General features: G+C 67.3%; 16 protein-coding genes. 3 read left to right on the forward strand and 13 right to left on the reverse strand.

What is annotated here, in order from left to right; all coding sequences use genetic code 11:
* Nucleotides 1-6: 6 nt before the first annotated feature.
* Together N416_RS0112505 and N416_RS0112510 are read right to left on the reverse strand one after the other, a co-directional pair.
* Nucleotides 7-1,122, reverse strand: coding sequence for a hypothetical protein (locus N416_RS0112505; RefSeq protein WP_024442448.1), 1,116 nt, complete (start codon nt 1,120-1,122; stop codon nt 7-9).
* Nucleotides 1,122-2,261, reverse strand: a complete 1,140-nt coding sequence (locus N416_RS0112510) for a phosphotransferase family protein (protein ID WP_024442449.1) — start codon at nt 2,259-2,261, stop codon at nt 1,122-1,124. Before N416_RS0112510 ends, N416_RS0112505 begins: the two co-directional genes overlap by 1 nt.
* Before the next feature lie 45 nt (nt 2,262-2,306).
* Here N416_RS0112510 and N416_RS0112515 point away from each other — a divergent pair, with 45 nt between their 5' ends.
* Genes N416_RS0112515 through N416_RS0112525 form a run of 3 tightly spaced genes read left to right on the forward strand, consistent with a single transcriptional unit; the run spans nt 2,307 to nt 4,604 of the window.
* A complete protein-coding gene (locus N416_RS0112515; RefSeq protein ID WP_024442450.1) occupies nt 2,307-2,909 on the forward strand; it encodes a TetR/AcrR family transcriptional regulator in 603 nt (200 codons plus the stop codon).
* Nucleotides 2,910-2,913: 4 nt separating this feature from the next.
* Nucleotides 2,914-3,609: a PIG-L deacetylase family protein gene (locus N416_RS0112520; RefSeq protein WP_024442451.1), complete on the forward strand. Its 696-nt coding sequence runs from the start codon at nt 2,914-2,916 to the stop codon at nt 3,607-3,609.
* Nucleotides 3,606-4,604, forward strand: a complete 999-nt coding sequence (locus N416_RS0112525; RefSeq protein WP_024442452.1) for a Gfo/Idh/MocA family protein — start codon at nt 3,606-3,608, stop codon at nt 4,602-4,604. Before N416_RS0112520 ends, N416_RS0112525 begins: the two co-directional genes overlap by 4 nt.
* Before the next feature lie 20 nt (nt 4,605-4,624).
* Here the strand turns inward: N416_RS0112525 and N416_RS0112530 are convergent, their stop codons facing one another.
* Genes N416_RS0112530 through nuoE form a run of 11 tightly spaced genes read right to left on the reverse strand, consistent with a single transcriptional unit; the run spans nt 4,625 to nt 17,806 of the window.
* On the reverse strand, nt 4,625-5,113 hold the full coding sequence (locus tag N416_RS0112530) for a flavin reductase family protein (protein ID WP_024442453.1): 489 nt from the start codon (nt 5,111-5,113) through the stop codon (nt 4,625-4,627).
* 39 nt (nt 5,114-5,152) lie between these two features.
* Nucleotides 5,153-6,754, reverse strand: coding sequence for an NADH-quinone oxidoreductase subunit NuoN (gene nuoN / locus N416_RS0112535; RefSeq protein WP_024442454.1), 1,602 nt, complete (start codon nt 6,752-6,754; stop codon nt 5,153-5,155).
* 2 nt (nt 6,755-6,756) lie between these two features.
* Nucleotides 6,757-8,382, reverse strand: coding sequence for an NADH-quinone oxidoreductase subunit M (locus N416_RS0112540; RefSeq protein WP_024442455.1), 1,626 nt, complete (start codon nt 8,380-8,382; stop codon nt 6,757-6,759).
* On the reverse strand, nt 8,379-10,313 hold the full coding sequence (gene nuoL / locus N416_RS0112545; protein WP_024442456.1) for an NADH-quinone oxidoreductase subunit L: 1,935 nt from the start codon (nt 10,311-10,313) through the stop codon (nt 8,379-8,381). Before nuoL ends, N416_RS0112540 begins: the two co-directional genes overlap by 4 nt.
* Nucleotides 10,314-10,328: 15 nt before the next feature.
* The gene (gene nuoK / locus N416_RS0112550; protein ID WP_024442457.1) at nt 10,329-10,628 is read right to left on the reverse strand and encodes an NADH-quinone oxidoreductase subunit NuoK; all 300 of its coding nucleotides are present in this window, start codon (nt 10,626-10,628) and stop codon (nt 10,329-10,331) included.
* Nucleotides 10,625-11,482, reverse strand: coding sequence for an NADH-quinone oxidoreductase subunit J (locus N416_RS0112555; RefSeq protein ID WP_024442458.1), 858 nt, complete (start codon nt 11,480-11,482; stop codon nt 10,625-10,627). Before N416_RS0112555 ends, nuoK begins: the two co-directional genes overlap by 4 nt.
* Entirely contained in the window at nt 11,482-12,051 is a 570-nt protein-coding gene (gene nuoI, locus N416_RS0112560) for an NADH-quinone oxidoreductase subunit NuoI (protein WP_024442459.1), read from the reverse strand. Before nuoI ends, N416_RS0112555 begins: the two co-directional genes overlap by 1 nt.
* Complete coding sequence (nuoH, locus tag N416_RS0112565; RefSeq protein WP_024442460.1) at nt 12,044-13,276, reverse strand: NADH-quinone oxidoreductase subunit NuoH; 1,233 nt, start codon at nt 13,274-13,276, stop codon at nt 12,044-12,046. Before nuoH ends, nuoI begins: the two co-directional genes overlap by 8 nt.
* The gene (locus tag N416_RS0112570) at nt 13,273-15,681 is read right to left on the reverse strand and encodes an NADH-quinone oxidoreductase subunit G (RefSeq protein ID WP_024442461.1); all 2,409 of its coding nucleotides are present in this window, start codon (nt 15,679-15,681) and stop codon (nt 13,273-13,275) included. Before N416_RS0112570 ends, nuoH begins: the two co-directional genes overlap by 4 nt.
* On the reverse strand, nt 15,678-17,030 hold the full coding sequence (nuoF, locus tag N416_RS0112575) for an NADH-quinone oxidoreductase subunit NuoF (RefSeq protein ID WP_024442462.1): 1,353 nt from the start codon (nt 17,028-17,030) through the stop codon (nt 15,678-15,680). The genes N416_RS0112570 and nuoF overlap by 4 nt, the downstream gene beginning before the upstream one ends.
* The gene (gene nuoE, locus N416_RS0112580; protein ID WP_036457865.1) at nt 17,027-17,806 is read right to left on the reverse strand and encodes an NADH-quinone oxidoreductase subunit NuoE; all 780 of its coding nucleotides are present in this window, start codon (nt 17,804-17,806) and stop codon (nt 17,027-17,029) included. Before nuoE ends, nuoF begins: the two co-directional genes overlap by 4 nt.
* Nucleotides 17,807-17,810: the final 4 nt, after the last annotated feature.

The following is a 17,810-nucleotide window of genomic DNA, read 5'->3' on the forward strand; positions in this document are numbered from 1 at the left end:
TGAGCGCTAGGGCGCCATGGTGACCCAGTCGGGGAATCCCGTCGGGTCATGCCGGCCCAGCACACCGTGCTCGTAGAGTCCCCAACCCTCGACCGGGGCGGCGTCGCCGTCGCGGCACACCGCGCGCCCCACGTGGTCGATCATCCCGAAGCTGGTGCGCCCCAGGATGCCCGGATCGGTCATGTCATAGGTCAGGCGCTCGGTGAACTTCTCACCCTTCCACTCGCCGTGCAGCCAGTCGATGTCGCCGCCGTAGCCGCCGCCGACGTGAATGGGCACCGGCAGTTTGGATTCCACCTCGAACACCACTGGAGTGCCATCCGGGCGCGTGGCCTCGATGGTGGCCCCGGTGGCGATGCGAGTGCCGGCGCGGTAGCGCGTGGAGATCCGTGGCCACCCCAACTGTTCGACACGGCCATCGCGCCAGACCCGGCTGCAGTCGTTGAGTGAACGGAAACCGTTGGGCTCCTCCTGGATGATCATCACCACCGCGAAGTCCTCGAACGCCATTGGCAGATACAGCCACCACATGCCATCGAACGGCGGGTCGGCGGGCCGGCCCGCCGGTTCGCGTTCACCGACCGGGCGAATTCCCCAGGAGCGGTCGCGTGAGCCGATCCAGATCGCGGGGTCGACGGCGATCTCCTCGCCATCGATCACGATCTGCCCACTCCACGAGCCCAATTGAGCGAAGCGCTGCGCGTCCAGGGTCACCCGGTTGCCGGTCCGCAGGATGTGCCGCTGCTCCTGCACCGGGTCGAACAGCCCCTCCCAGCGCAGATCCAGCGCGATGCCCTCGGTCTCCTCCATCACCACCCGCAGAGAGCGCAGCGGATCGGTGACCTCGATGCGGTAAGCGCCGATCCGCTGATTGAGCCGATCTTGGTCGATGGCGTCGGACAGGTGCACCGCGGTCTGGGTGTCGCCGCGGCGTAGGAGCACGTAGGCGTCCTTGACACCGAGGTTGGGGTAGTAGCCGCACCCGGTGATCAAAAAGATGTCCCCGGTGCGGTCGTGGGCGTTGAGATAGCACCGGTCGTAGAAGTTGCGATCCGAGGAGCCCGGCCAGGCGAGCGGCTGTGGCAATTGGTGGATCGGGAATTCGTCGAGTGGCCCCAGCATCAGCTCTGTTCTCCGATCAACTTCTTGAGCAATCCGGCATGATAGAACAACGATTCGGGATTCTCGGGCTTTTCCATCTCCCCGAAGTGCACCCGACGGGCCCCGGTGCGCATGAACACGATCGCCCACATCACGCCGGCATAGACGTAGAACCAGTGCAGGTCACCGAGTTCGACGCCGGTGAGCTTCTGGTAGGTGGCCCGCACGTCCTCTCCGCGTAGCACCTGCGGGAGCCCGGGGAGTCCAGCCAGTCCAGCGAGTTCCTCGAAAACCAAGTGCGCGAAGATAATCCACGACACATCGAGCTCGCGCGGCCCCAGGGTCACCATCTCCCAGTCCAGCACGGCAACGGGCTGGAAGTCGCGGTAGAGCACATTGCCGACCCGCGAGTCGCCCCAGCACAACACCGTCTCGCCGGCGGCCGCGCCGTCCGGCCAGTTCTCCTCCAGCCAGCCCAGGGCGCGGTCCAACAGCGGCGAACGTCCCATGTCGGGCACCGCGAATTCGTACCACTGCCGCACTCCCTCGAAGTGTCGGTGCAGCGCGGTAGCCCCATCCGTCCCATCGTCGAGGAACGCGAAGGTCTGTTCGGCATTCGGAATGGCGTGCAGCTTGGCGAGCACTTCGACGGTGGAGTCCTGCAGGGTCCGCTGCTGCTCGGCTGTCGCGTCAGAGAACCAGTTGCTGCCGAAGGTATAGGGCATGACGTCGGGAGGCACCTCGCCGTCGATGCGGTCCATCAGGAAGAACGGTCGGCCCAGCACGTCTCCGGTCGGTTCGAGCCAGCGGACCTTCGGCACTGGGACATCGGTGAGTTCACCCACCAGTCGCATCACCTCGAACTGGTGATCCAGCCGGTAGGTCGGAAACACCGGGACGTCTTCGGCGGCCGGTCCCACACGCATCACCCAGCGCTGCTCAATCGGGGCGCCGTCGGCCGTCCAGCGGCCGGTGAGCATGATGGTCTCCGACGACATGCCGTTGGTGTCGACGCCGCTTTCCACGGTGATCTCCGGCGTGGCCGCGCCGGGCAACTGGGTGGCAAGCCAGCGAGACATTACCGTGGGCAGTGTGGTGACATCGCGGCTAGAACGTTGGATCCGGCCGACGTCCTTTTCCACAGTCGGTTGGTCGACCACGGTTGTATCCTCCGTCAAGGTAATTACGATACGACAGGTAGCGTTATGAAAGCAGAACGTTCGGCCGTTGACAAGGGGTCCGGCGCCGGACGCCCTCGTGATCCCCGCATCGACGGTGCCATATTGCAGGCCGCCGCGGAACTGGTTGTCGAAGTCGGATATTCGAATCTGAGCCTGGCGGCCGTCGCCGAGCGCGCCGGCACCACCAAGACCGCGTTGTACCGCCGGTGGCCCAGCAAGGCCGAACTGGTGCACGAGGCCGCGTTCTCGGTGCCCCCGAGCGCGGTGACTGCGCCGCCGGGCGACGTGTCCGGCGACCTCAAGGCGATGATGGCCGGCGCGCGCGACGCGTTCACCAACCCGGTGGTGCGGGCGGCGCTGCCCGGCTTGATCGGCGACATGGCGACCAACGCCGAGCTGACCGCGCGGATCCTGGACCGCTTTCAGGGCCTGTTCGAGGTGATGCGCCACTGGGTGGCCGATTCGGTGAGCCGCGGCGATGCACGAGCCGATGTGGACCCCGACCGGCTCGTCGAGATTATCGGCGGTGCGACGTTGCTGGCGATGATGCTTCGTCCCGACGACGACCTCGACGACGACTGGGTGCAACGGATCGCGGACATCATCGCCCACGGCGTGATGGCATAGACCCATGGCTCAGCCGATCGGGCCCAGCGGGCCGCAGCCCTTCCCGCAAGACTGGGCGTCGCTGCTGGTGTTGGTGCCGCATCCCGACGACCCCGAGTACGGCATCGCCGCCGCGGTGGCCAAATGGACTGCCGCCGGCAAGACCGTCCGCTATGCGTTGGCCAGCAGCGGGGAAGCAGGCATCGCCGGCATGGAGCCGGCGCAGGCCGGGCCGCTGCGCGAGGATGAGCAACGGCGGGCGGCGGCCATCGTGGGGGTTCCTGACGTCGACTTCTGGGGCTTCCCGGACAGCAACATCCGCAATACGCCGGAGTTGCGCGCCAAGATCGCCTCGGTGATCGGTGAGGTGCGCCCCGACGTGGTGGTGACGATCTACGGCGGTGCGGAGTTCGGGCCGGGGGCGCCCAACCAGCGCGACCACATCGAATTCGCCGCCGCGGTCACCGACGCCTGGGACAGTTGCGAGGACCCGCCGCGCTGGCTGTTCCAAGGGGGCCCGGGACCCACCCACGTCGAGGATGTGGGTGACTACCTCGACATCGCGGTGGACTCCCTGGCCGCCCACGAGGTCTACCTATCGGTCCTCGACCCCGCCACGCCGGTAGCCGAGCAGGCACGCCGGGTGGTCGACATGACGACCTCGGCGCAACCCGGTCGCCGGCTGGCCGGGTTCTTGCTGCAGCGGAGCGCCGTCGCATGACCGGCACCAGGACGGTGCTGCGTATCGGCGTGCTCGGAGCAGCGCGGATCACCCCGGACGCACTGCTCAAACCGGCCGCCGCCAACCCTGAGGTCGTGGTGAGCGCAGTGGCCGCGCGCGACATCGGCCGGGCCCGGGCGTTCGCCGCGAAACACGGCATCGCCCGGGTGCATGACAGCTACAACGCACTGATCGCCGACCCCGAGGTCGACGCCATCTACAACCCGTTGCCGAACCACCTGCACGGCAGGTGGACACGCGCCGCACTGGACGCCGGCAAGCATGTGCTGTGCGAGAAGCCGTTCACCGCCAATGCCGAGGAAGCCCGCGAGGTGGCCGCGGCGGCCGCGGGCTCTGATCGGGTGGTCATGGAGGCCTTCCACTACCGCTACCACCCGATGACGGCGCGCATCGAAGAGATCATCGACTCGGGGGAGTTGGGCGAGCTGCGGCAGGTCGACACCGCGCTGAGTTTTCCGCTGCCCCGGTTCTCCGACATCCGCTATCACTACGCGCTGGCCGGCGGGGCGTTGATGGACGCGGGCTGTTATGCGGTGCACATGGCCCGCACCTTCGGCGGAGCTACCCCGGAAGTCGTTTCCGCGCAGGCGAAGTTGCGCGACCCGCTTGTCGACCGGGCCATGACGGCACAGCTGCGGTTTCCGGCCGGGCACACCGGCACCATCCGCTGCTCGCTGTGGTCATCGAACCTGCTGCAGATCAGCGCCCGGGTGATCGGCGAGCACGGCGAGCTGCGAGCGCTCAACCCGCTGATGCCGCAGTACTTCCACCGCTTGCGGGTCAGCTCGCCAAAGGGCAGGCGCGTCGAGCGATTCACCCACCGGGCGTCCTACGCCTACCAGCTCGACGCGTTCGCCGACGCGGTGTTGCGCGGCGTGCCGGTGCGCACCACTCCCGAGGACGCGATCGAGAACATGACCGTCATCGACGCGATCTATCAGGCTTCCGGTCTTCCGCTGCGAGAGCCGGGCTAAGCGCTGCTCGGGCCGTTCCGTCAGGCTTTGTGGCCCGGTTCGAGATCGTTGACGTCGGAAAGCGTCAGCAGGTCATCGTCGCTCTGGGCGGCATATCCGGCCACCGGGTCCAGCAGGTAGCCCATGTGGTCGCCGAGGTCGATCCGGCGCAGCGTCTTGCCGACGAACCAGGCCGGCGCATGGTCGAGGATTGGCATTCCCGCGGGACCGCTGTGCCAGGCGCAGCGCTCGAACTTGTCGATGTCGTCGCCGGTCTGACCGCCGAACAGCCGGGCCAGCTCGATGTCGCGGCGTGCCAGGACGTGAACGGCCAAGTGCTCGGACTCGGCAGCCACCTCGAAGGTGTGGTTGCGCTTGGACATGCCGACCAGAAATCGCGGCGGCTCGATGCTGGCCTGGGTGGCGAACCCGACCAGACACCCCGAGGCGCGCTGATCGGTCGCCGTGGTCACCACGAACATCGTGTAGTCCAGCATGGCGACCAGCTGCTGGAATGACTCGTCTGGCATCTCTCCATGTGTACCCGCTGCACGGCGGGCATGTTGCGCTTACTGCGCGAATTGGGTTGCGGCGTCCACCAGGTCGAGCAGCGGCTGCGGCAGCACCCCTAGCAGCACGGTGATCGCGGCACACAGCGCGATGGCTGCCTTGCTCCACACGCTGGGCAGCACCAGTTGCGGTGGGTCGGCGGGGGAGTCGGTGAAGAACATCAACACGATCACCCGGACGTAGAAGTAGGCGGCGACACCGCTGGCGATCACGCCGACCACCACCAGTGGTGCCGCACCGCCCTCGGCAGCGGCCTTGAACACCGCGAACTTGCTGATGAAACCACTGGTCAGCGGGATGCCGGCGAACGCCAGCAGGAACATCGAAAACAGTAGGCCCACAACGGGGTAGCGCCGGCCCAAACCGGCCCACCGAGACATGTCGAGCTCTTCCTCGCCGCTGGAGCCGCGGATCAGGTTCACCACCGCGAAGGCACCCACCGTGGAGAAGCTGTAGGCGACCAGATAGAACAGCGTGGCGGAGATGCCGGCCGGGATCGCCGACAGCACACCGGTCAGCACAAAGCCCGCGTGGGCGACCGAGGAGTAGGCCAGCATCCGCTTGACCTCGGTCTGGGTGATCGCCGCGATGGTGGCGACCACCATGGTCAGCACCGCGATCAGCCACAGCAGCGGCCGCCAGTGGTCATGCAGCGCAGGCAGTGCGACGTAGAGGATCCGCAGCATCGCCCCGAACGCGGCGACCTTGGTGGCCGCCGCCATGAAGCCGGTGATCGGCGTCGGCGCCCCGACGTAGACGTCGGGAACCCACGAATGGAATGGCACCGCGCCGACTTTGAAGAACAAGCCCACCAGCAGCAGCCCAGCCCCGATCAGCGCCAGCGGGTCGCTGCTGTGGGCGAACAACTGCTCACCGATGTCCGGCAGCGTCAGCACCCCGGTGGCGCCGTAGAGCAGCGCGGCGCCGAACAGGAACAGCGCCGAAGAGAAGGCGCCCAGCAGAAAGTACTTCAGCGCCGCTTCCTGCGAGAGCAGACGGCGGTAGCGGGCCAGCCCGCACAGCAGGTAGAGGGGCAGTGAGAGCACTTCCAGCGCCACGAACATGGTGACCAGGTCGTTGGCGGCGGTGAACACCATCATGCCGCCGGCGGCAAGCACGGTCAGCGGGAATACCTCGGTCTGAGCCACCCCGGCTCGCGCCGCGTCGAGTTCGGCGACGCTGTCCGGCACTGCCGACGCCTGCGGAGTGAACGCGTCCAGGCCCGCACGTGCCGGGGCTGCGGGGGCTGTCGCCGCTCCCGGACCTTCGGGAACTCCGGCACCGATATTGCGCTCGGAGATAAACAGCACGGCCATGATCCCGACCAGCACGATGGTGCCCTGCAGCACCAGTGCGGGCGCGTCGACGGCCAGCGCGCCCAGGACCGCGATGCGGCCACCGGTCGGCAGATCACGGCCCACCACGACGATCGCGGCGAACGTCGCGACTAAACCGCCGACAGCGAGCAGGACCTGCATTACGTAGCGCGCTCGGCGCGCAATGAACGCCTCGAAGAGCACACCCGTCACCGCAGTGCCGAAAACGATCAGCAGGGGCAGGACAAGGCTGTATTCGACGGATGGGATAGGCATGCCCGCCATGGTCAGTGCGCCCCCTCAGCGGTCAGTGGTGCCGGATCGGTCTCACCGATCGTGGTCAAGGTGTGCGCGACACCCGGATTGATGATGTCCAGCGCGGGTTTGGGGTAGAAGCCGAGGAACAGCAGCAGCGCGATCAACGGCGTGACGACCAGCAACTCCCGCGGCACCAGATCGCGGATGCGCTCATTGCCCGCCGTGACCGGGCCGGTCATCACCCGCTGATACAGCCACAACATGTAGATCGAGGACAACACCAGCGCCGTGGAGCCGACCGCCGCCGCCACCCAGTACCGGTTGAACGTGCCGACCAAGACCAGGAACTCGCTGATGAACGGGGCCAGACCGGGCAGCGACAGGGTGGCCATCGCGGCGACCATGAAGGTGCCGGCCATCACCGGCGCCACCTTCTGCACGCCGCCGTAGTCCGAAATCGCCCGGGCACCGTCGCGCCGGGACACCAGGAACCCGGCGATCAGGAACAGTGCCGCCGTCGACAAGCCGTGGTTGAGCATGTACAACGTCGAACCGCTCTGCCCCTGGCTGGTCATGACGAAGATGCCCAAGATGATGAAGCCGAAGTGCGAGATCGAGGTGTAGGCGATCAAGCGCATCATGTCGCGCTGGCCGATCGCCACCATGGCCCCGTAGACCACGCCGATGACCGCCAGCACGATGATGACCGGACGGAAATATGTTGAGGCGTCGGGGAAGAGCTGCAGGCAGTACCGCAACATCCCGAAGGTCCCCACCTTGTCCATCACCGCCATCATCAGCACGGCAGTGGCCGGGGTGGATTCCACGGCGGCATCGGGCAGCCACCGGTGCAGTGGCCACAGCGGGGCTTTGACCGCGAAGGCGAACATGAAGCCGGCGAAGAGCAGCTTGAGTACACCCGGATCCACCGTCGTGGTCGCCGGGGAGAAGATCGAGACCAGTTCACGGAAGTCGAAGGTGCCGCCGGAGGCGCCTTCGCCGGAACTCACCACGTACACCCCGATCACCGCGGCCAGCATGATCAGACCGCCGAACAGGTTGTACAGCAGGAACTTCAGGGCCGCTTGGGAACGCTTGGCGCCATTCCCGAAACCGCCGATCATGAAGTACATCGGGATGAGCATCGCTTCGAAGAACACGTAGAACAGCAGCACATCCAGCGAGACCAGCGAGATCAACACCATCGCCTCGACGGTCAGGGTCAGCGCGGCGAACGCGTGCGGGCCGCGGGCTGACGAGCGCAAGCGCAGCGCAGCCGGGCGCTGGGGGTCGTTGGCATCGGCACCGTTCTGATCGGCCCGTTCGCCGTCGTTCCAGCCGGCCAACATCAGCAACGGCACCAGTCCGGCGGTCAACAACGCCAGGATCACCGCGATACCGTCCACTCCGAGCGTGTAGCTCGCGCCGAATGCCGGTATCCAGGAGTGCGACTCGACGAACTGGTAGGGGGCGGCCACCGGGGTCGTGTCGAAGCCGACGGTGACCACGATCGCGATCGCCAGCGTCGCCAGGCTCACCAGCAGGGCGGTCCACTTCGCCAGTGCTGCCGCTCGGGCCGGCAACACGATGACCAATCCGGCGCCGACCAGCGGTACCAACCACAGCAGGCTCAGCCAGGGCACGTTGTTGTTCACAGCTGCACCGCCAGCACGAGTGCGACGACCAGGACCGTACCGGCCAGCATGGTCAGCGCGTAGGAGCGCACGAAACCGGTCTGCAGGCGCCGCACCAGGTATGACGCGATCGCAACCAGGCCGGCTGTCATGTTGACCGAGCCATCAACCACCCGGTCGTCGACGCCGACCAGGCCTTGTGCCAGTCGGTTACCCGGACGCATGAGCACCTCCTCGTTGAAGGCATCGCCGTAGAGATACTTGCGGGCCGCCACCGTCAGCGCCGACACGTCGGTGGGCGCGGTGATCGGTATCGGCTTGCGGCCGTACATGTTGAAGGCCACGGCGACACCGAGTAGGACAACTCCGAGGGTGATCGCGCCGGTGAGCCAGGCCGGGATGGCGTGCGCGTGCTCGGCAACCGGCGCTACCCGGGTGACCACCGGCTCCAGCCAGTGCTCCAGGCGCCCGCCGATGGCCAGCGCGGCGCCGGCGAACACAGCGCCCAGAGCCAGCACGATCATCGGCCAGGTCATCACCCGCGGGGATTCGTGCGGGTGCTGCAGCACGCGGTCCGCACTCACCTCGCTCTCATCGGCGGCCCAGCGGCGCTCGCCGCCGAACGTCATCAGCATCACCCGGGTCATGTAGAAGGCGGTGATGCTGGCGCCCAGGATGGTGACCGCCCCCAGCACCCAGCCGCGGGTGCCGCCGGATGCCAACGCGGCCTCGATGATGGCGTCCTTGGACCAGTAGCCGGCGAACGGCGGCACCCCGATGATCGCGAGATAACACAGTCCGAACGTCGCGAACGTCACCGGCATGAAGCTGCGCAGGGCGCCGTAGCGGCGCATGTCCTGTTCGTCGTTCATCCCGTGCATCACCGACCCCGAGCCCAGGAACAGCCCGGCCTTGAAGAAGCCGTGGGTAAGCAGGTGCATGATCGCCACCGCGTAGCCGGCCGGGCCCAGGCCGGCGGCCAGCACCATGTAGCCGATCTGGCTGACCGTGGAGGCGGCCAGTGCCCGCTTTATGTCGTCGTTGGCGCAGCCGATGATCGCGCCGAACAGCAGCGTGAGGGCACCGACCACGACCACCGCCAGCCGGGCGTCGGGGGACAGATCGAACACCGGTCCGGACCGCACGATCAGGTAGACACCGGCGGTCACCATGGTGGCGGCGTGGATCAGGGCCGACACCGGGGTCGGGCCTTCCATGGCGTCGAACAACCAGGCCTGCAGCGGGACCTGCGCGGATTTGGCGCAGGCACCCACTAACAGCAGCAGGCCGATCGCGGTGGTCAGGCCGCTGGGGCCGGCGTCGCCGACCGCGCCGAACAGCCCGTCGTAGGACAGCGTGCCGAATCCGGCGAACATCACGAACATGGCCAGCGACAACCCGATGTCGCCGACCCGGTTGGACACGAACGCCTTCTTGCCCGCCGCGGCCGCCACCGGCTTGGCGTACCAGAAGCCGATCAGCAGGTAGGACGCCAGGCCGACGCCTTCCCAGCCGACGTAGAGGCCCAGGTAGTTGTCGGCCACGACCAGCAACAGCATCGCCGCGACGAACAGGTTGAGGTAGGCGAAAAACCGTCGCCGGTCCGGGTCGTGCTTCATGTAGCCGGTTGAGTAGATGTGGATCAATGCGCCGACGCCGCTGATCAGCAGCACGAAGCAGATCGACAGCTGGTCGATCAGTATCCCGAAATCGACCTGCAGGGCACCGACCGGCACCCAGCTGAACAGGTGCGTGTGAAGCGCCCGGTCCTCGCCGTCGCGGCCGAGCATGTCGGCCAGCAGGGCCAGGCCGATCCCGAACGAGCCGAGCACCGTGGCGCAGGCCAGTAGGTGTCCCCACCGATCGGTGCGGCGCCCGCCGAGTAACAGGATCAGGGCACCGGCCGTCGGAAGGGCCACCAGCAGCCAGCTCAGCTGGCTCAGATTCGTCATAGAGCTCCCCAACTCCTAGCCGCGCAGTAGGTTCGCGTCGTCGACCGAGGCGGATCGCCGGGCCCGGAAGATCGTCATGATGATGGCCAGGCCGATCACCACCTCGCAGGCGGCGACGACCATGGTGAAGAACGCGACCATCTGGCCGTCGAGCTGGGAGTGCAGCCGGGCGAAGGTGACGAACGCCAGGTTGGCGGCGTTGAGCATCAGCTCGACGCACATGAACATCACCAGTGCGTTGCGCCGCAACAGCACTCCGGTGGCGCCGATGGTGAACAGCATCGCCGACAGGTACAGGTAGTTCTCCGGATTCACTGGTCCGATTCCTCCCCGTTGGCCGCGGCGGTGCTGATGCGCCGCTCCTCAGCATCGCTCCGCTGTGCACCGTCGGCGGCGGCGGCGTTGCCGGTGGAACCGACCCAGCGGTGCGTTAAGGTGTCCGACACCGACAACTCGGAGTAGGTCCCGTCGGGTAGTCGTGCGGCGATGTCGACAGCGTTGTGGCGGGCGTACACCCCGGGCGTGGGCAGCGGGGTGGCCCGCCGGCCGGATTGGAAACGCTGGATGGACAGCTCCCGCTGCGTCATTCGCGGCTGCAGTCGTTCGCGGTGCGTCAGCACCATGGCGGCGAGCACCGCGGTGATCAGCAACGCACTGGTGAGCTCGAACGCCCACAGGTAGCGGGTGAAGATCAGCGCCGCCAGTCCCTCGACATTGTGCTGGCCCAGGTCCGCCGAGCCGGTGCCCGTCGCGGCGGGCGTGCCAATGCTTCGCAGGTGCGTTGTGGCGCTGCCGATTCCGGCGATCAGCAGCATTCCGAAACCGATGCCGGCGAGCGTGGCGCCGACTCGCTGGCCGCGCAGGGTCTCCACCAGAGACTCGGCGGAGTCGACACCGATCAGCATCATCACGAACAGGAACAGCATCATCACCGCGCCGGTGTAGACGACGATCTGCACCACGCCCAGGAACATGGCGTCTTGCACGAAGTAGAACACCGCCAGGATCAACATCGTCATCGCCAGAAACAGCGCCGAGTAGACCGCCTTCGCGGCGGTGACGACGCCGATGGCACCGATGACCGCGATGACGCCCAGGACCCAGAACACGACCGCTTCCCCGGTCGAGGTGCGGACGACGATATCGGCGGCGAGCAGTGTGGTGCCCATCAGGCTTTACCCTGCTTGACTCGGTTCAGCATCACGAACAGGTCTGGCTCGGCATCGAGCCCGGCCGGGCTGACCCGGCCCAAGTAGTAGTCCTTTTCGGTGGCGCCGGGCGGCATCGCGTGCGGCGGCGCGACCATGCCCGGTTCCAGGGGCGCCAGTAGCTGGTCGCGTTCCCAGATCAGGTCGGCGCGGTTGTCGGCGGCCATCTCGTAGTTGTTGGTCATGGTCAGCGCGCGGGTGGGGCAGGCCTCGATGCACAGTCCGCAGCCGATGCAGCGCAGGTAGTTGATCTGGTAGACGCGCCCGTAGCGTTCGCCGGGGGAGAAGCGTTCCTCGTCGGTGTTGTCCGCGGCTTCCACGTAGATGGCGTCGGCTGGGCAGGCCCACGCGCACAATTCGCAGCCGATGCACTTCTCCAGCCCGTCCGGGTGCCGGTTGAGTTGGTGACGGCCGTGATAGCGCGGCGCCGTGGGCTTCTTGCGCTCGGGGTAGCCATCGTTGATCGGCCGCTTGAACATCGTCTTCCAGGTGACGCCGAACCCGGCCAGGGCGTCTCTCAAGCTAGCCATTGACGTCCTCCTTGACCCGCGATGGATTGCGTTGCGGCAGCGGTGGTGTCGGAAATGCCCCCTCGGACGAAGGCACTGCGACGGCTGGCGGCGGCGATTCGTCGAGGCGGCTGTTGAGCGCGCTGAACTTGCGATGCAGCGCCACCAGCAGCACCACCGTGGTCAGCGTGCTGATACCGGCCAGTGCCAGTTGCCAGTGCTGGTAGCCGTCGTTGCGCATGCTGCGCAGCACCGCGGCGAGCATTACCCACGACAATGACACCGGGATCAGGATCTTCCAGCCCAGCGCCATGAACTGGTCGTAACGCAGCCGGGGCAGGGTCCCCCGCAGCCAGATGTAGATGAAGATGAAGCCCCACAGCTTGACGGTGAACCACAGCAGCGGCCACCAGCCGGTGTTGGCGGCCGGCCACATGTTGAACGGGAACGGCGCGTGCCAGCCGCCCAGGAACAAGGTGACGGCGACGGCCGAAACCGTGGCCATGTTGATGTATTCGGCGAGGAAGAACAGCGCGAACTTCAGCGACGAGTATTCGGTGTGGAAGCCGCCGACCAGTTCGCCTTCGGCCTCGGGCAGGTCGAACGGCGCGCGGTTGGTCTCACCGACCATCGCGGTCAAATACACCAGGAAGGCCGGCATAAGCAGGAATGCGAACCATGCCCGATCCTGGGCCGCCACGATGCCCGAGGTCGACATGGTCCCGGCGTAGAGGAACACCGACGCGAACGCCAGACCCATGGCGACCTCGTAGGAGATCACCTGGGCGGTGGAGCGGATTCCGCCGAGCAGGGGATAGACGGATCCGGACGACCAGCCGGCCAGGATGATCCCGTACACCCCGATCGAGGACATCGCCAGCACGAACAGCACTGCGATCGGCAGGTCGGCCAGCTGCAGCGCGGTGCGGTGGCCGAAAATGCTGACCTCGGGACCGAGCGGGATCACGGCGAATGCGGTGATCGCCGGCACCGTCGAGATGATCGGCGCCAACGTATATATCACCCGGTCGACGTTGAAGGGGGTGATGTCCTCCTTGAGCGCCAGTTTGATCGCATCGGCCAGGCTCTGCAGCCAGCCCTTCGGCCCGACGCGGTTGGGTCCGGGGCGCATCTGCATGCGGCCCACGACTTTTCGTTCGATGACGATTGCCAGGACCACCGTCAGAATCAGAAACACGAAGACGCCGAGGACCTTGACCAGCATCAACCACCAGGGATCGGTCATGAGCTGCGTCCTATCTGTACCGTCGCGCCGGGGGTGACTCCCAGATCCCGATGCACCGCGCAGCCGTGCGAATTCATCGGCAGCCACAGCACGTTGTCGGGCATCTCGGTGATCACCAGCGGCAGGGTGATGCTGCCGTGCGCGGTGCTGACCGTGACCGGCTCGTCATCGGCCACACCGATATCGGCGGCCGTGGTCGCCGACAGACGCGCCACCGGTTTGCGGGCGGTGCCGGCCAGATTCGGTTCGCCGGCTTGCATCCGGCCCTCGTCGAGCAGCATGCGCCAGCCGGCCAGCACGGCTTCGCCGGTGCCGGGCTGCGGTGGTGACCCGGCGGCGACGTCGGGGCCGGCGACTCGCTCACCGGACCAGGCGCCCAGCCCCGCCAGTTCCTCGCGGGCAGCTTCCAGCGTGCCCAGCCCCAGCGCGACGCCCATCTCCTCGGCGAGGACGTCGAGCACCCGCCGGTCGGGCAGGGCGCCGGTGTCACCGAGCGCGACACCGAACCGCCGATGGCGGCCTTCCCAGTTGACATAGGTGCCGGACTTTTCGGCGGCGGCGGCCACCGGCAGCACCACGTCGGCGCGTTCGGTGACATCGCTGTGCCGCAACTCGAGACTGACCAGGAATCCGACCGCATCCAGGGAGGCCAGCGCCGCTGCCGGGTCGACCAGGTCGGTCGGCTCCAGCCCGCCGACCACCAGTGCCCCCAACGTTCCGTCGGCCGCGGCCGCCAGGATGGCGTCGGTATCGCGACCCGTCTGCGCCGGCAGGTCGTCGGAGCCCTCGAGACCCCACGCCCGCGCCACCTCGGCCCGCGCCGCCGGATCCCCCAGCGGACGTCCGCCCGGGAGCAGGCCGGCCAGCGCCCCGCCGTCCAGTGCTCCGCGTTCTCCGGCTCGGCGGGGCACCCAGGCCAGCTTCGCGCCGGTGGCTTCGACCAGCCGGATCGCCGCCGACAGTGCTCCCGGTGAGGCCGCCAACCGCTCGCCGACCAGCACCACCGCGCCCGGTTGGCGAAGCGCTTGCCCCAGATCGGATTCGTTCCCGGTGTGCAGGCCGTCCAGCGCCGCCGCCTCACCGCCGGGAACCACTGCCAGCAGGGTGCCGAACATCTTGGTCAGCCCGCGATCGGCGAACGGCGCCAGGCTGAACACCTTGGTGGCGTTCTTGCGGGCCGCCTTGCGCAGTCGCAAAAAGACGATCGGCGATTCTTCCTCGGGTTCCAGACCGGCCAGCAGCACCACCGGGGCGGCTTGCAGATCGGCATAGCTGACCTCGATGCCGCGGCCTGCCACCCGGGCGGCCAGGAACGCGGCCTCTTCGGCGGACTGTGCACGCGCCCGGAAGTCGATGTCATCGCTGTGCAGCGCCACCCGGGCGAACTTGGCGTAGCCGTAGGCGTCCTCGGCCGATACCCGGCCGCCGACCAGTACGCCGGTGCGCCCACGTGCGGCGGCCAGGCCACGCGCCGCCACTGCCACCGCGTGCGGCCAGGAGGTGGGGACCAGTTTCCCGCTGTCGTCGCGGACCAGCGGCGTGGTGATCCGGTCGCTCTGGGTGGCGTAGGTGAACGCCCAGCGGCCCTTGTCGCAGTTCCATTCCTCGTTGACGTCCGGGTCTTCGCCGGCCATCCGCCGCATCACCTTGCCGCGACGGTGGTCGGTGCGCTGGGCGCAGCCCGACGAGCAGTGTTCGCAGACGGTGGGGGTGGACACCAGGTCGAACGGGCGCGCCCGGAACCGGTAGGAGGCGCCGGTGAGTGCGCCCACCGGGCAGATCTGCACCGTGTTGCCCGAGAAGTAGGAGTCGAACGGCGTGTCGGTGTAGATGCCCACCTGTTGCAGGGCGCCGCGATCCATCATTTCGATGAACTTGTCCCCGGCGATCTCATCGGCGAACCGGGTGCAACGTGCACACAGGATGCAGCGGTCGCGGTCCAGCAGCACCTGCGAGGAGATGTTGATCGGCTTGGGGTAGTGACGCTTGGTCTCCTCGAAGCGGGTCTCGGTGCGGCCGTGCGTCATCGCCTGGTTCTGCAGCGGGCACTCACCGCCCTTGTCGCAGGTCGGGCAGTCCAGCGGGTGATTGATCAGCAACAGCTCCATCACCAGGTGCTGGGCCCGATCGGCCTCGGCGGAGGTGTGCTGGGTGCGTACCACCATGCCGTCGGCGGCGGCCACCGCACACGACGGCTGTGGCTTGCGCTGGCCCTCCACCTCGACCATGCACTGCCGGCACCAGGCCACCGGGTCCAGCAGCGGGTGATCACAGAACCGCGGGACCTCGATGCCCAACTGTTCAGCGGCCCGAATGATCAAAGTGCCCTTGGGGACCGTGATCTGTTGGTCGTCGATGGTGAGGGTCACCGACTCCTGGCCGTCCGGCTGAGAAGTTTGGGTCACGCCACACCGCCTGCTGCTCCACCTGGCACGAACATGCTCGCTTTCGGGTCGAACGGGCAGCCGCCCTCGAGGTGGGCGATGTATTCGTCACGGAAGTACTGGATCGACGACTTCACCGGCATGGCCGCGCCGTCGCCCAAGGCGCAGAACGACTTTCCGAACAGGACGTCGGCGATGTCCAGCAGGGTGTCGAGGTCTTCGGGGGTACCGCGGCCGGCTTCCAGCCGTTCGTAGATGGGCACCAGCCAGTAGGTGCCCTCACGACACGGCGTGCATTTCCCGCAGGACTCATGCTTGTAGAACTCCGACCAGCGTCCGGCGGCGCGTACCACGCAGGTGGTCTCGTCGAAGATCTGTAATGCCTTGGTGCCCAGCATCGATCCCACCGATGCCATGCCCTCGTAGTCCAACGGGATATCGAGGTGCTCCTCGGTCAGAATCGGGGTCGACGATCCGCCCGGCGTCCAGAACTTCAACCGGTGTCCGTCGCGTATGCCGCCGGCGTAGGCGAGCAGTTCGCGCAGCGTGATGCCCAGCGGCGCCTCGTATTGGCCGGGCCGGTTGACGTGCCCGGACAGCGAATACAGGGTGAACCCGCGGGATTTCTCGGTGCCCATGGAGCGGAACCACTCCGCACCGTTGCGCAGGATCGACGGCACGCTGGCGATCGATTCGACGTTGTTGACCACCGTCGGCGAGGCGTACAACCCGGCCACGGCGGGGAACGGCGGGCGCAGCCGCGGCTGGCCCCGATAGCCCTCCAGCGACTCGATCAGCGCGGTCTCCTCGCCGCAGATGTAGGCGCCTGCTCCGGCGTGCACAGTGATGTCCAGGTCGAAGCCGCTGCCGCCGATGTTGGTGCCCAGCAATCCCGCCGCATACGCCTCGGCGACCGCGGCCTGCATTCGGCGCACCACCGGCAGCACTTCGCCGCGGATGTAGATGAAGGCGTTGCGGGCGCGGATTGCGTAGCAACACACGATCATGCCCTCGATGAGGACATGCGGTGTCGCCATCAGCAGCGGCATGTCCTTGCAGGTGCCGGGCTCGGATTCGTCGGCATTGACCAGCAGGTAGTGAGGACGCGCCCCAGGACCCTCACTGCCTTGGGGGACAAAGGACCACTTGGTTCCGGTGGAGAATCCGGCGCCGCCTCGGCCCCGCAACCCGGAGTCCTTGACCAGTTCGATGACCTCGTCGGGTGTCATCGCCAGCGCGCGCTTCATGCCGACGTAGCCGTCGTGGCGGCGGTAGGTCTCTAGCGTCCAGGACTCGGGCTCGTCCCAGTAGCTGCTGAGCACCGGGGTCAGCGGTGTGCCCTCGGGCGGTGTTCCTTTGGTAAGGGTCATTTCGCACCCCTATCGGTTTTGCTGCCGGGCTCCGGTGCCGTCATCCCGCGCTCACGGGCCACCTGCAGGCCGGCCAGCGTCGCCGCGCCGGCACCTCCTTGGCCGTCGTCGGAGCGTTCGTCCGGGAAGCCGGCGAGAATCCGCTCGGTGGCGGCGAAACTGCACAGCGGCATTCCTCGGGTGGGCCGCACTTCGGCATCGGCGCGCAACTTGTCGACCAGTTCACGCGCCGATTCCGGGGTCTGATTGTCGAAGAACTCCCAGTTGACCATCACCACCGGCGCGTAGTCGCAGGCGGCGTTGCACTCGATGTGCGCCAAGGTGACCGAGCCGTCCGCAGTGGTCTGATCGTTGCTGACGCCCAGGTGTTCCTTGAGCTCGGAGTAGATGGCGTCGCCGCCCATCACCGCACACAGGGTGTTGGTGCAGACGCCGACCAGGTACTTACCGGTGGGATCACGCCGGTACATCGAATAGAACGACGCGACCCCGGCGACGTCGGCGCTGGTCAACCCCAACAGTTCCGCGACGAACGACATGCCGGCCGGTGTGATGTAGGTGTCCTCCGACTGCACCAGATGCAGCAGCGGCAGGATCGCCGAGCGCGGCTGCGGGTATCGGCCGATGATCTCCTTGGCGTCGGCCTCCAGCCGGGCTCGCACGTCGGGGGAGTAGGCGGTCGGGGCGCCGGGGTGGTTGAACTGATTGGGTTCTTCGGGCTGTCGGCCCAGCTGCAGAAAGACTCGGTTGCCGTCGGTCCCGGCGGTCGGCGGCATCAAC

This window comes from Mycobacterium sp. UM_WGJ, from assembly GCF_000455125.1.
Taxonomy (GTDB): Bacteria; Actinomycetota; Actinomycetes; order Mycobacteriales; family Mycobacteriaceae; genus Mycobacterium.